The sequence below is a fragment of the Lysinibacillus sp. GW247-5R2A genome (assembly GCF_059424475.1).
In genome coordinates this window covers 138,385-151,664 of sequence record NZ_JBWKZL010000009.1, presented here as the reverse complement: position 1 = coordinate 151,664, position 13,280 = coordinate 138,385, and the positions used below count along the sequence as shown (strand labels likewise).

At 36.5% G+C, this 13,280-nt stretch carries 12 protein-coding genes and 1 riboswitch; of the genes, 1 reads left to right on the top strand and 11 read right to left on the bottom strand.

Going from position 1 to position 13,280, the window contains the following annotated elements:
• Positions 1-125 precede the first annotated feature (125 nt).
• The gene (gltC, locus tag AC07YC_RS15070; protein WP_336636917.1) at positions 126-1,028 is read left to right on the top strand and encodes a glutamate biosynthesis transcriptional regulator GltC; all 903 of its coding nucleotides are present in this window, start codon (positions 126-128) and stop codon (positions 1,026-1,028) included.
• A 102-nt stretch (positions 1,029-1,130) separates the two neighbouring features.
• On the opposite strand, the gene AC07YC_RS15065 is transcribed toward gltC, so the two are convergent.
• From AC07YC_RS15065 to gcvH, 11 genes are all read right to left on the bottom strand, one after another.
• The gene (locus tag AC07YC_RS15065) at positions 1,131-2,192 is read right to left on the bottom strand and encodes a glycosyl hydrolase family 18 protein (protein WP_494919806.1); all 1,062 of its coding nucleotides are present in this window, start codon (positions 2,190-2,192) and stop codon (positions 1,131-1,133) included.
• A gap of 22 nt (positions 2,193-2,214) precedes the next feature.
• A complete protein-coding gene (locus AC07YC_RS15060; RefSeq protein ID WP_494919805.1) occupies positions 2,215-3,966 on the bottom strand; it encodes a polysaccharide deacetylase family protein in 1,752 nt (583 codons plus the stop codon).
• The gene (locus AC07YC_RS15055) at positions 3,963-5,834 is read right to left on the bottom strand and encodes a glycosyltransferase family 2 protein (RefSeq protein ID WP_494919804.1); all 1,872 of its coding nucleotides are present in this window, start codon (positions 5,832-5,834) and stop codon (positions 3,963-3,965) included. The genes AC07YC_RS15060 and AC07YC_RS15055 overlap by 4 nt, the downstream gene beginning before the upstream one ends.
• Positions 5,831-7,261, bottom strand: coding sequence for a polysaccharide deacetylase family protein (locus AC07YC_RS15050; protein WP_494919803.1), 1,431 nt, complete (start codon positions 7,259-7,261; stop codon positions 5,831-5,833). Before AC07YC_RS15050 ends, AC07YC_RS15055 begins: the two co-directional genes overlap by 4 nt.
• A 16-nt stretch (positions 7,262-7,277) precedes the next feature.
• Positions 7,278-8,603, bottom strand: coding sequence for a nucleotide sugar dehydrogenase (locus AC07YC_RS15045; RefSeq protein ID WP_494919802.1), 1,326 nt, complete (start codon positions 8,601-8,603; stop codon positions 7,278-7,280).
• Positions 8,604-9,275: 672 nt separating this feature from the next.
• A complete protein-coding gene (locus tag AC07YC_RS15040) occupies positions 9,276-10,127 on the bottom strand; it encodes a MetQ/NlpA family ABC transporter substrate-binding protein (protein WP_494919801.1) in 852 nt (283 codons plus the stop codon).
• Positions 10,128-10,193: 66 nt separating this feature from the next.
• Positions 10,194-10,862, bottom strand: coding sequence for a methionine ABC transporter permease (locus AC07YC_RS15035; protein WP_494919800.1), 669 nt, complete (start codon positions 10,860-10,862; stop codon positions 10,194-10,196).
• A complete protein-coding gene (locus AC07YC_RS15030) occupies positions 10,852-11,880 on the bottom strand; it encodes a methionine ABC transporter ATP-binding protein (protein ID WP_036120001.1) in 1,029 nt (342 codons plus the stop codon). Before AC07YC_RS15030 ends, AC07YC_RS15035 begins: the two co-directional genes overlap by 11 nt.
• 83 nt (positions 11,881-11,963) lie before the next feature.
• A riboswitch (SAM riboswitch) is annotated at positions 11,964-12,068 on the bottom strand.
• 56 nt (positions 12,069-12,124) lie between these two features.
• Positions 12,125-12,436: a thioredoxin family protein gene (locus tag AC07YC_RS15025; RefSeq protein ID WP_089986190.1), complete on the bottom strand. Its 312-nt coding sequence runs from the start codon at positions 12,434-12,436 to the stop codon at positions 12,125-12,127.
• Between the two features lie 15 nt (positions 12,437-12,451).
• Positions 12,452-12,793: a toprim domain-containing protein gene (locus AC07YC_RS15020; RefSeq protein WP_336636909.1), complete on the bottom strand. Its 342-nt coding sequence runs from the start codon at positions 12,791-12,793 to the stop codon at positions 12,452-12,454.
• Between the two features lie 91 nt (positions 12,794-12,884).
• On the bottom strand, positions 12,885-13,265 hold the full coding sequence (gene gcvH / locus AC07YC_RS15015; protein ID WP_494919799.1) for a glycine cleavage system protein GcvH: 381 nt from the start codon (positions 13,263-13,265) through the stop codon (positions 12,885-12,887).
• Between the last annotated feature and the right edge of the window lie 15 nt (positions 13,266-13,280).

The window sequence follows — 13,280 nt, the reverse complement described above, 5'->3', positions numbered from 1 at the left end:
TTTTATCGTACGAGATTACTGAATACTTAAACTTTTTTCCGTATTGACAGTCACTTTTTATCTTCAATACTATATAATTGAGCTATAATCAATCTTATTTTTAGATTAATAGAGGTGAAATGTTAGTGGAGTTACGTCAATTACGCTATTTTGTGGAGGTTGCTGAACGCGAGCATATTTCAGAAGCCGCTGAGCATCTTCACGTAGCCCAATCAGCCATTAGTCGGCAAATCGCAAATCTTGAAGATGAATTAGGTACTCCGTTATTTGAACGAGTAGGTCGTAATGTTAAATTAACCCCTATTGGGAAGACATTTCTTGAGCATACCATTACAGCATTGAAGGCCATTGATTTTGCTGCCAAACAAGTAGAAGAATATCTTGATCCTGCTAAAGGCTCTATTAAGATTGGCTTTCCAACAAGCTTGGCTAGCTATGTACTTCCAACCGTTATCTCAGCCTTTAAACGTGAGCATCCGAATTTACAATTTCAGCTCCGACAAGGTTCTTACCGATTTTTAATTGATGCTGTCAAAAATCGAGAGTTAAACCTTGCCTTTTTAGGTCCGCTTCCTCCTAAAGATGAGTCTATTGAGTCGACTATATTGTTTACAGAAAATATTGCAGCTCTTCTCCCTGCCAATCATCCATTAGCGAAAAGAGAGAGTATCCAGCTTGCAGAATTGAGAAATGATCTATTTGTGTTATTTCCAGATGGCTATATATTACATAAAGTGGCAATGGATGCCTGTCGTGCTGCAGGCTTTTTGCCTAATATTATTTCAGAGGGTGAAGATTTGGATGCACTAAAAGGGTTGGTAGCAGCTGGAATAGGTATTAGTCTGTTACCAGAAAGCTCTCTTTACGATTCTGCTGCTCGCTTTACTGTAAAGGTGCCCATCGAATCACCCGCCATCCCAAGGACAGTTGGCATTATTTCTCCAGTCAATCGAGAAATCGCCCCATCAGAAACCATTTTTTTAAATTTCGTCAAAGATTTCTTTTCACGTCTGTCCCAATTTCAATAAAAAAATCGCCTTGATGGGCGATTCAAAATGTAGACAAAAGCCATCGAGATGTTTGATATACTCTCGATGACTTTTGTTAAAATTCTCATTATTGGTGACTTTTTAGGAAGACGAGCGCTCTCCAGTTTCCTGCTCATTAATCCACTGTAATGTTTTGACACCTAATCCGCCTGCGCGCCACAACACTACATCATGATAGCTTTTCCTTTGGACATATTTGACCCATTTTTCAAGTGTTTCCTGATCAGCATACCAAACCTCATGACTACGATTACTAGAATCTGTATACGTAAAATAAACCGCTCCACTTGCTTTATCGCGTTTTTTGTTTGCGTTTGTTTTAGCTAACACTTTTTCAGCCTCAAGCTCCGTTAATGCAACCGTATCCCCTTGAGCTACCCAATCGAAACCACCCGTAGCAAAGGCGATGGCTAAGTTTTGATTGGATTTCTTGATTTTTTTTATTAAATCATTGAGGAAGGTAAAAGTAGCCTTCGCGCCTGGACCACTATGATAACCATGTACATTATAGGCCATTACCGTATAGCTAGGCCCATTTGGTAGCTTCATATCAAATGGGAAGCTAGGCTCTAACACGACATGCAGTGTAACATTCCTTTTGGCAAGCTCTCGGTAAAGCTCCTTTAAAAATTGAACATATTTTGAAAGGTCCTCTTTAGCTATCTTTTCATAATCAATTTCGATGCCATCCGGTTGGTATTGTTCAACTACCTGCAAAATATTATGGATATGCTTTTTCCTTGCTGAAGAATCCTGTAATAGCCTATGCAAAAGTGTACTATCCTTTTGAACAGATGAAGCATTATCTGTCACATAATCATTAATAAGCGTTAGGATTACACGATGTGATTCATTGTATTGCTGCTGTGTCTGTTGCAACATGTCGACTGCATTATCCGTTAGCAACAATTCATCTTGATCATTAAAATACGCACCGAAAACGCGTATATCCTGTAATCCTTGTTGAGAATTTTGAACATCTTCTAAGGCTAGTTGATTTTGCCATTCAGGTAACCACATAGATAAACGGAGCTTTGCTTTATCTTTTAATTCTTCCTTTGCTATAGCCGGTGGTTCTTTACTATTACTACAAGCAGTGATAAAAATCAGGGCTATACAGATAAATATTATAAAATTTTTCACTTGTTTTAAATTTCACCCCAACTTAGAAGGTTTCAATAAAGAAATCCACAACATGATTAAACAATGTTGTACTTTTATACTTCACCTTCTCGAAATTCGTATATTGGTTTGTAAAAATGGTTTGATCTTTTCTATCTGTAATTAAAATATCTTCAATTAATGTATCGTATATATCATCTGCATACTGTTCATGGGACGTATCTTTATGACTAAACAATGCCCCAAATCCTATTTGTGATCCATGAAGGCTAGGATTTATTTGAATAGTTTCAGATAATACATGATCTACATCTATGTTTATTTTATCCTTATTTACTGCAATGTTAAATACTCTATTTTTTGTTAGGTTTCTTGGGTATTCTTCTTCAACAATGCGCGATCCCTTTTGGGTATCCTGAAACGTATAGACGGTCGCCTTATTAAAGGCATACTCCTCTTCATTCCATTTAATCTCATTCAATGGAAAACGAGCCTTTTCCACAATGTCTGAAGCTGGTAATTTTTCACTTACTACAAGCTCATTATCGATTAAGGCAATGCGTAAATAGCTATTTGTTTTATCATCATAATTGACGTAGAACGCTTGTTCACCAACAACATTTCCTTTAAATGTAAAATTAGCATTGTATTGTTGTGGCATTGTTTCCTTTAAAAGAATCCTACCTTCACTAGAAGGAGCTGATGTTAATATGACTTTATTCTGATCAAATTCTGCCGCCCCATTAACGGTATGCCATTTTTGGGCTAATGCCGGATCTCCTATTTTAAACTCTACATTTTGATTGCTAGCCTGTCTGATCTTCATCATTACATGATTGGTTGACCAATAGGGGGAAACTTGTAATCGATTCAAGTTATATAGATCGCTATCTTTATCATTATAGGCACTCAATTCTCGATTAAAGTGCATAAGAAACTTGTCTTTAATTTCCTTGTCATTGGCACTCTGCACCAGTGGGTCCATATTGTTATACAATGAATTAGCATGCATAATGGCATAGGCTTTTGGAACTTTCCCAAACTCTTGCTGATAGATATCCTGCATAAGCTTGTAGTCTTTCTTAATTCGGATTTCCATCTCTTGTCGAGTTTCACTTGGAATCATATATTGATTACGAATAAAATCCATTAAATAATGGTTATAATATTCGATTGTTGTTTTATTTGGTATATTATTTTCGTCAATCATCCCTAAAGACTGCCCTTTATCATTAAAAATATTAATATAGGTTAGTCGGTACCCATTAGAGCCTAATTCCCAATAGCCGCTTTTCTCCATCAACTTCAAATCTTTTGGCTTTAAAAATTTATGATCACGGGTATCCATTTTATTGGCATACGTAAACATCGTAGCCTTGTAATTTAATTTCTCCATACTATTTTGTGCAAAAATACTAGAATCCGTACGTCCATCCTCAAATGATAAAAACAATGCTTTTTCAGGTAATGGTTTGTTCTTTTGATAAAAATCCAATATATCCTGTTGTGTAATCGTTTGATAGCCTTGTTTTTCAAGCAAGGTTAATTGTTCTTCTAAGTTCTTCTTTGACACATATTTAGGGGAGTCATTTCTACTCACCCCAAAATAGGAAAGTGCAATAAATCCTTCTTTATTGTTTAATGGTACCGCCTCAGCAAATCTCTTGTCTGTCAGAAAAACGGCTTTCATTAACACGACTGCTAAAAAGGCAACAACGATTAATTGTAGGATCGAGCGTATAATTTTCCTTCGATTTTTTTTAGCTGGCTGTAAAATTACATGTTTCTCTTTCATTTCTTCTCACCCATTTTTCTAATTTTCAACATTGAAAATCGGGATTTTCGTAATTTTTGCTTTTCTATTTTCTTTTCTTTTGCCAAAACGTCTTGTGGTGTTTCCCTTGTTCCCCATGTTGATTTCCAAAATGTTACCCATGCAACTGGCATTTGCCAGAGTAAAATAAATTCATAATAAAGAACGAAGATAAACCCGAATAACCATAATTTACTTTTTCTAAAAAATAGATGAGCCAAACTCATTAGCATGGCCATTAAAAGTAAACCTAATAAAAAGGTAGTTGGAAACACGCCATACATAATCGGCACATAGATTAAGTTGTAAACGACGACAATGGGTGCTGCAATTGGCACAATTAAACCTATAATGAAGAAAAGGAACATGAAGGGTTCTTTTTTCCACATAAATAAAAATGCTCGTAAAGATTCTCTTAACCAAGACCGTTTCCATCTCATTTGCTGAGATAAAAAAACCTTTGTGTCAGAGGGGACGATCGTCGAACAAATGGCATTATCCTGATAACCTGTTCGATGAGTTTTCAAAATATAGTTTGTCATACTACGGTCATCCCCAAATGTAGCAGGCTGCCCAAGAAATTTTTGATTGAGCCAGGCTGTTTCATTTTTTAAAATTAGTTCTTTTCGATAACAAGCTAAAGGTCCCGATAAGCATGTCACCGTATCAAACCAAGATTCAGCTGCTTTCATAATACGAAAGGCAATATAATAACGCACTGTTTGTAGTTTTGTCAGAGCATTTGTAAATTTATTTTCTACCTCTGTCCGACCAGCTACTCCACCCATCTTAGGATCTTGGAAAGGCTGTACTAAATTGCGGATTGCATGTGGCTCCAAAAAACTATCTGAGTCCACAAAAACCACTAAGTCATGTTTTGCTTGATGAACACCGGCTACCAGTGCTTCACGTTTTCCACCATTTTGAGGGAGCTTAGAAAACTTTAAGCGATCAGTCGTTTTAAAACGCCCACCCTCAAAATGAATAAGATCAATCATTTCCTTAGCTTTTTCCTCCGTCCCATCCGTCGAGCAATCATCCACGACAATCACTTCTAGCTTATCTACAGGATAGTACTGATTAATACAGCTTGAAATCGTGCGATGTATCCATTCTTCCTCGTTAAACACAGGGATAATTATGGATACACCGGGCTCATAGTGCGGATTGATCGGTACATTTTTATAGAAAATACCAAATAGGTATCTACTTAATAGAAACGTTGCCGCTATAATACTATAAAGGTATAAAAATTTATTAAACCTAAAATAAATAACACTTTCTGCTCTCATCAGCATGACAATAAGAGTGACGACCAATAAAAATAAACTGGCCATAAAAACAGAAATGCCCCACCGCTTTTTTACCATATATTCATTTAAAGGTTGGAGAAATTCACAAGCAAAGTAATACAGCGTTTGACCATCCACCTCTTTGGTAAAATGTCGGACCACCTTTGCCTTTAACTTTACTTTAGCCTCAAATCCCTCGGGCATTGCGCCCCCTGGAATCGTAAAATTCATTTCTAAAATTTCATCTATTAATAATTGCTGAGGCTGTTGAGAATATACAAGGATTCCCGTAACTGAAATATCTTCCGCATAGTATTTGTCTGAACTGGTTTTACGTCTTGCTCTTCTCACCATTACTTCAAAATGAGTTTCATAGCGTAAGCTAAGCTGTTGGAGACGATATATTTCATTGACATCTGTCGCATCAATTTCTTCTTTCTGATAAGATGCACCTCGACGATTGACAAGGTTCCGGACATTTTCGGGATCAGGAATATTTGATAGAATCCGACGATCCGAGCGCGGTACTGTTAAAACCTCTTTTTTCGTTTTTATCATTTATTCACATCCCCATTTGCATCTTCTTCAATCCAAGTTGACATTTTACTAAAGCTATAACCATCCTGCTGCAACTTTTCAATAATTAATGGAAGTGCTTCAACTGTTTTCGTACCATCTAGGATGTGCATGACAATGACCTTACCTGGTGCTGCTCTAGATATAACCCGATCGTAAATATCCTGAGCACTGTAATCTAAATTCCAGTCAAAGGATGCAATATCATACATGGCAATGGTTTTAATTCCAGCAGCGGTAATCACTTTGGCAGTACGTTCATCCATAATTCCCTGTGCTGGTCTAAAATAAAGTATTGGGGGTTCCTGTAGCGCATAAGTGAGAGCTTTATGGGCCTTCACTAAATCATCCTGTATTTCCTCTGGCGTCATTTTAGTTACATCTAAATGGTAATAAGAGTGACTTGCTACTTCATGACCTTCCTCTAGTATTAACTTTGCCAATTGAGGATTTTTCTCCACTCCACTACCGATTAAGAAAAATGTACTTTTAATGTTATATTTTTTTAAAACTTCTAAAACATCCTTCACTTGCTGTTCATGTGCCCAGTCATCAAAGGTAATGGCAATTTCTTTTTTAGATGTCTCTTTTCGATAATATAAATGCGGTTCGATATTTTCATAATTTAAATTAGGTTTGATGGCATCATAACCTGCTATTTCTTCTAACGACTTAGTTAAATAACGGTCATCTAACATATCACTTAAAGTAGTAATTGTATAATCATGCTCTTCTGCTAATTGTGCTAGTAAAGGGATGGAATCTATAATGGCAGGATTAATATACGTATTGAGGTGGATAATAGAGCCTCTATCAATATATTTCCCAATATAATCGACCAATTCTTGAGGACCCTGCATTTTTCGATCAAGTGGATTAATAGATAATCCTATCACTGCATTCATGTCCAAAGCAGCAGCCGCTAAGCGCATATTATCTGTAATATCACCAGAACGGCTTCGAACATATTTCGGCTTATATCCTAAATGCTCTTCAAATATTTGATTCGTTAAATAAATCTCCTCATACGTTTGATCATAGTCTAAAGCTGTGACATCTGGAAATGACAATGTACCGTTTTGCACTTCATGACCTCTTTTTAAAATGTCTCGAACAAGCTCTGGCTCCTGGGCCACACGTAGCCCCTCTAAAAAGAAGGTAGCTTTCATATTAGATTCATCTAATTTCTTCAGTAGTAGCTCCATTGTTTGATTATCCGCAAAGCCATTAAACGTTAGAGCCACTTTTGGCTTAATAATATCGGCATGGCTGATTGAATCACTCATCGTACCATCCGATTCCTTAATCTCTATAGTAGAATCAATTGGTTGAATCGTTTGTTGAGGAGTGGATTGACATCCTGCTAAGAACATCAGGAGTAGAAGCCCACATATTTTTAGCTGTTTCATGTCCCATGAACTCTCCTTATAACTTGTAATAATTTTTATTGTTAAATAAAAAATGGGTATTACGTGTATCAAAAATTAATGACGCTTGTTGATCAATTAATGAATAATCAATGTTGGAATGGTTGGTTAAAATCAATACCGCATCTGCATCTTTAATAATTTGCTCTGTTAAAGGAACTGTATTGAATAGGGATTGTTCTACAGGGAATGTTTGAATAAAAGGGTCGATAACTTGTATTGAGCACTGATTATCTAGTAATTGTTGAATGACATGTAGTGCAGGTGATTCGCGTGAATCATTTATTTCTGGCTTATACGTGACACCGATAATAACAATTTTTGCTTGGCGTAGCTCTGTATTTTGCAGACGTAAGTACTGCTCGAGTCTCTCTACAACAAAGCTAGGCATCGAATCATTAATTTTATCTGCTGCTTCTATTAATGTTGCTGAGACACCATGCTGCTGACCCGCCCACAATAAATATTTAGGGTCCACAGGGATACAATGTCCACCGACTCCTGGGCCAGGTTTAAATGGCATGAATCCATAAGGCTTTGTAGAGGCGGCATCGATAACTTCCCAAATATCAATATTCATTTTATAGCAAATTTGACTTAGCTCATTGACAAGAGCGATATTGATTTGGCGAAACGTATTTTCCAGCAATTTCTCCATTTCGGCAACTTTCGGACTTGTTACCGTATATACACTAGTATGAATGACTGTTTCATAAAAAACCTTTGAAACTTCCAAGCATGTGGAAGTAACACCACCAACAACTTTGGGTGTATTAGCAACTGAAAAATTACTATTACCAGGATCCACTCGTTCTGGTGAATAGGCTAAAAATAAATCTTGACCAACCGCAAAGCCATGTTTTTGCAAAATAGGCTGAACAATTTCCTCTGTCGTCCCAGGATAGGTCGTACTTTCAAGAATGACTAGTGCATTTGCATTAATATGGCACCCTATATCGCGAGCTGCTTCTTCTATATAGGAAATATCAGGAGTACCATCCTCCGTTGTAGGGGTTGGCACACAAATGATGACAACATCAACAGAAGAAAGTTTGGAAAAATCATAGGTTGCTTCAAATTGATGTTCCTTTAATAGTAACTGTATATTTTCTTTCGGGATATCAGCTATATAGCTTTCACCGTTTTGCAACAGGGCGATTTTTTCTTGATTTTTATCAAAGCCTAAAACATGAAAACCTTTTTGAACAATTTCAATGGCAAATGGTAGACCTACATAGCCAAGGCCAATTACCCCAATTGTCGCTTTTTTTGTTTGAATTTTATTTAATAAAGCTGAGCTCATTGATTTCGTGTTTATCGTCATAACAATAACTCCTTTGGCTTAACTTTCATGTAATTTTTATCGCCGTTTTTTCGTTATCTATTCATCTACTTATATATGCATAATATTCTGCAACGTAATAGGCCATTTCTCATTGCCATTTTCACCAAACCCCTTTCATCTCCACATACTTAAGTATGATTTTTTTAGTCAAAATAGATGAATAAAATCTACATTTCACAAAAAAACTTTTCTAACAATTATATAGTACTACTTACAACTAAACAATTTCTAAATAATTCCTTCATTCACGATAAAAAGCCTACTTTATTAGTATTTAGAACAAAAAAGTTCATTATTTATTCAGATATTTAGTAAATATATTTAGAGTCGCTTTATTAGTGTAGATGAAAAAGTTGGGAAGCGACACTGAAGAATGTTAATAAATAGAAAATTAACATTTTTTCCTTTTTTGAAATCTCTAAAAAAATCCCTCCAGTATTGGTTTTCACCGATACTGAAGGGATTAGGTAGAACAATACTTTGAAACACGTCGAATAGACATTCCATGAGCTATTGTAACTATTTTATATAGCCATTTTTATTTCCTCGGAAATCGACAACTTGTAAATAGTCACTATCCGAATGCTGTCAAAATTCACTAAAAAAAAAGAATACGTCAGTATTTCACTACTTACGTACCCTTTTTTAAAATTATTGAACAGGTACTACTGCACCTTTCCATTCTTCTAAAATAAAGTCTTGGATTTCTTTTGACGTTAATACTTCTAATAATGTTTTAATTTCTGGTCTTGATTCATCACCCGCACGTACTGCGATGATGTTTACGTATGGCGACTCTTTATCTTCAAGAGAAATCGCATCTTCGATTGGGTTTAAGCCATTATCAATTGCAAAGTTAGAGTTGATCAGTACTGCGTCCCCTTCGTCGTTTTCGTACATTTGTACAAGCATTTCTGGTGCTGTATTCGCATCGAATTTAAAGTTTTTAGGATTTTCATCTATATCTTTAATTTCTGCTGCTGTTTTATCAATACCATCTTTTAATTTAATTAAGCCCTTAGCTTCTAGTAATGACAGCATACGACCGTGATCTGATACCGAATTAGAAAGTAAGATTGTTGCACCTTCAGGAAGTTCCTCTAAAGATTTATATTTTTTAGAGTAAATACCGATTGGCTCAATATGAACACCACCAGCATTGACGAAGTCATAGCCATTGTCTTTAATTTGTAACTCCAAATACGGAATATGTTGGAAGTAATTTGCATCCAATTCTTTTGATTCTAAATCTTGGTTTGGTAGCACATAGTCTGTATATGTTTCTACTTTAAGGTCAATACCTTTCTCAGCTAAAATAGGTTTTGCTTTATCCAAAATTACAGCATGTGGTGTATTAGAAGCTCCCACTGTTAAAGTAACGTTTTCTTTACTATCTGTTTTATCACCAGATGCTGAATTTGCATCCTCTTTTTTATCAGTACCGCAAGCTGCTAAAGCTAGTACAAGTATTGATAAAAATAATCCTGTTAATACCTTTTTCATTTATGACACTCCCTTTATTTTGATGAAAATATGTTAGCGGCAAGAACCGGAATAACCTCAGTTTTATTAACGTTTATCAATTTTTTCTGTCATGAAATCACCAATCCATTGGATAATAAAGACTACTACTAAGATCAAAATAGTTGCCATTAATGTCACATCTTGGCGATTTCTTTGGAACCCGTCTAGGAAGGCTAAGTTCCCAAGACCTCCTGCACCAATTATCCCTGCCATTGCTGTATAACCAACAAGTGCTACAGCCGTAACTGTAATCCCCGAAATTAGTGCTGGTAATGATTCAGGGATCAGAACTTTCCAAATAATTGTGGCTGTTTTAGCCCCCATTGAACGCGCTGCTTCAATAACACCCTTATCAATTTCTCGCAACGCAATTAATACCATACGCGCATAGAACGGAGCCGCACCGATAATTAAAGCAGGTAAAGCAGCATTAGCTCCACGGATTGTACCTAATAAAAACTTAGTAAATGGAATTAATAAAATAATTAACACGATAAATGGGATAGAGCGGAAAATGTTAACGAGTGACCCTGTTAAAAAGCTAACAATTTTATTAGCCCATAACTGATTGGGACTTGTTAAAAATAGGACGATCCCAATGGCTAACCCAAGAATAAATGTAATAACTGTAGAAATGGCCGTCATATATAATGTTTCATACGTAGCCTGCCACATGCTATCCCAGTCTACATTCGGAAAGAGATTAGTTAGCATCTGCAATCACCTCCGTTTGTACTTCCACTGTATTTAAATAGCTTAAAGCTTCAGTCACATTTGCTTTCGACCCATCAATTTGGACTATGAGGGTACCATATGCACCATTTTTCGTTTGAGAAATATTCCCGTGTACGATGCTTACTTCCACATCGAATTGCTTCACTAAATGTGAGATAACTGGCTGTTCTGTTTTTTCACCAACAAAAATCAATTTGACAAGTTGTCCAGTTGGATAATTTGCTTTGATTTGTTCTACTGTATCCTGTGTTTCCTTTGTATTTGTAATTTGGGCTACAAATTTCTTAGTAATGGCTGCCTGAGGTGCCTGGAAAACTTGCAATACTTCCCCACGCTCTACAATTTCGCCTGCCTCCATCACGGCTACACGATGACAAATCTTGCGAATGACATGCATTTCATGTGTTATGAGGACAATCGTTAACCCTAAACGTTCATTAATATCTACCAGTAAATCAAGAATCGCATCTGTTGTCTCTGGGTCTAGTGCAGATGTTGCCTCATCACATAGTAAAACCTCTGGATTATTTGCTAAGGCACGTGCAATCCCTACACGTTGCTTTTGTCCACCAGACAACTGCGATGGATATGCTTGATCGCGACCTTCTAAGCCAACAAGTGCTATCAATTCCTTCACCCGTGCCTCACGTTGAGCTTTTGATACACCTGCAATTTCTAATGGGAAGGCAATGTTTTCTGCAACTGTTCGTGACCAAAGTAGGTTAAAATGTTGAAAAATCATACTAACCTTTTGTCTAGCTGCTCTAAGCTTCTGACCCTTAATCGAAGAAAATTCTTGATTGTTCACCGTTACTGTTCCTGCTGTTGGTTTCTCTAAACCATTAAGTAAACGAATCATCGTACTTTTACCAGCGCCACTATAGCCGATAATGCCAAAAATTTCACCCTTATTAATAGTAAGGTTAACATCTTTGACTGCCGTTAATTCGCCATTTGCTGTTTTGTATTTCTTCGTTATATTTTGAAGCTGTATCATAGCGAATACTCCTTTTCTTATATAAAAAAACCCCTCCACTTATAGACAAGTAGAAGGGGTCACGTATTATACGTTGAACCGTTCTCTCATCTTTCAAAGAAAAAATCTTTGAGTGATTTGGCACCTTTTCACTATGTGATGGTTGCCGGGCTTCATTGGGCACTTCCCTCCGCCGCTCTTTATAAGAGTTCGATATATTTAATGTTTTAGTAATATATTTGTTACTTTACCACGCTAATAAAGTTCAGTCAATTGATTTTTTTAACAATTCGTACAAAAATGGTACGGATTGAAAAGCATAAATCTTTTCTGTCACTTTGCCGCCATCACAGACAAGTAAACATGGGACGCTTTCAATTTGATGTTCAATAGCAATTTGCTCCAAAAAATTAATATTTGCTTTCCCTAGTTTTAGGTGAGGTAATAGTTGTTCTACAATTGACATCATTTTCGATGCCACTGCACATGTACCACACATCGGTGTATATAAATAAAACGCAGCTTTTTCTCCCGACTGTAAAGCCGATTCCCACTGCTCTTTTGACCATTCTTCCATTTAGTTCACGCAACCTTATAAAATATATTCATGATGGATTGAGAAATGCGCACGCAGTAAAATCATTGCTAACACTTTTCTTGGTGTCGTTTCTACTTCCTTATATGTCGGCATTGTACGTAAATGCTCCGCTTCCGGATAATGTCTGTCCATTAAAGTGCGTAGCTTATCGCCTGAAGTATCAGCATCAAAAAAAGTAAATAGCTCGCAGCCCTCATAGGGGTCTATTAGCTCCTCTAATTGATGCACTCCAATTGTTCCATTCGTACATAGTATTGTAACATTCTCGTTCAAAATTGGCTCAATTTGTAGCTTATCTGAGCGTCCTTCTACTATCAAGCATTTCCCAACGAACATTACGCCACCTCCATTTAGACATACCCACTTATACATTATTATATAATAAAAAACGCCGGTAGTTTCCGACGTTTTTTGATTATGGCTTGTCTTATTCTGCAGTCATCTCTTCGTATTGTTCTGCTGTCATAAGTTTATCAATTTCTGACGCATCAGCAGGCTTCACGACGATCATCCATGCTTTTTCATATGGTGATTCATTAACGAATTCTGGGCTATCTTCTAAATCTGCATTTACTTCCACTACAGTACCTGAGATTGGTGCATATAATTCAGAAACAGTTTTTACTGATTCTACGCTACCGAATGGATCATCTGTTTTGATTTCATCGCCAACTTGTGGAAGTTCAACGAAAACGATATCTCCTAATTCAGATTGTGCGAAGTGCGTAATACCAATACGTACTTTTCCATCTTCTACTTTTACCCATTCATGCTCTTCAGAGTAACGTAAGTCTTTCGGTGTGCTCATGCAAAAAACCCCTCC

Bases quoted from the DNA above. Each gene is read 5' to 3' on its own strand.
- AC07YC_RS15025 (WP_089986190.1), bottom strand. From the start codon at position 12,436: ATGGAAGAATGGTCAAAAGAGCAGTGGGAATCGGCTTTACAGTCGGGA.
- AC07YC_RS15020 (WP_336636909.1), bottom strand. From the start codon at position 12,793: ATGTTCGTTGGGAAATGCTTGATAGTAGAAGGACGCTCAGATAAGCTA.
- AC07YC_RS15035 (WP_494919800.1), bottom strand. From the start codon at position 10,862: ATGCTAACTAATCTCTTTCCGAATGTAGACTGGGATAGCATGTGGCAG.
- AC07YC_RS15050 (WP_494919803.1), bottom strand. From the start codon at position 7,261: ATGAAACAGCTAAAAATATGTGGGCTTCTACTCCTGATGTTCTTAGCA.
- AC07YC_RS15040 (WP_494919801.1), bottom strand. From the start codon at position 10,127: ATGAAAAAGGTATTAACAGGATTATTTTTATCAATACTTGTACTAGCT.
- AC07YC_RS15060 (WP_494919805.1), bottom strand. From the start codon at position 3,966: ATGAAAGAGAAACATGTAATTTTACAGCCAGCTAAAAAAAATCGAAGG.
- AC07YC_RS15030 (WP_036120001.1), bottom strand. From the start codon at position 11,880: ATGATACAGCTTCAAAATATAACGAAGAAATACAAAACAGCAAATGGC.
- AC07YC_RS15055 (WP_494919804.1), bottom strand. From the start codon at position 5,834: ATGATAAAAACGAAAAAAGAGGTTTTAACAGTACCGCGCTCGGATCGT.
- AC07YC_RS15045 (WP_494919802.1), bottom strand. From the start codon at position 8,603: ATGACGATAAACACGAAATCAATGAGCTCAGCTTTATTAAATAAAATT.
- gcvH (WP_494919799.1), bottom strand. From the start codon at position 13,265: ATGAGCACACCGAAAGACTTACGTTACTCTGAAGAGCATGAATGGGTA.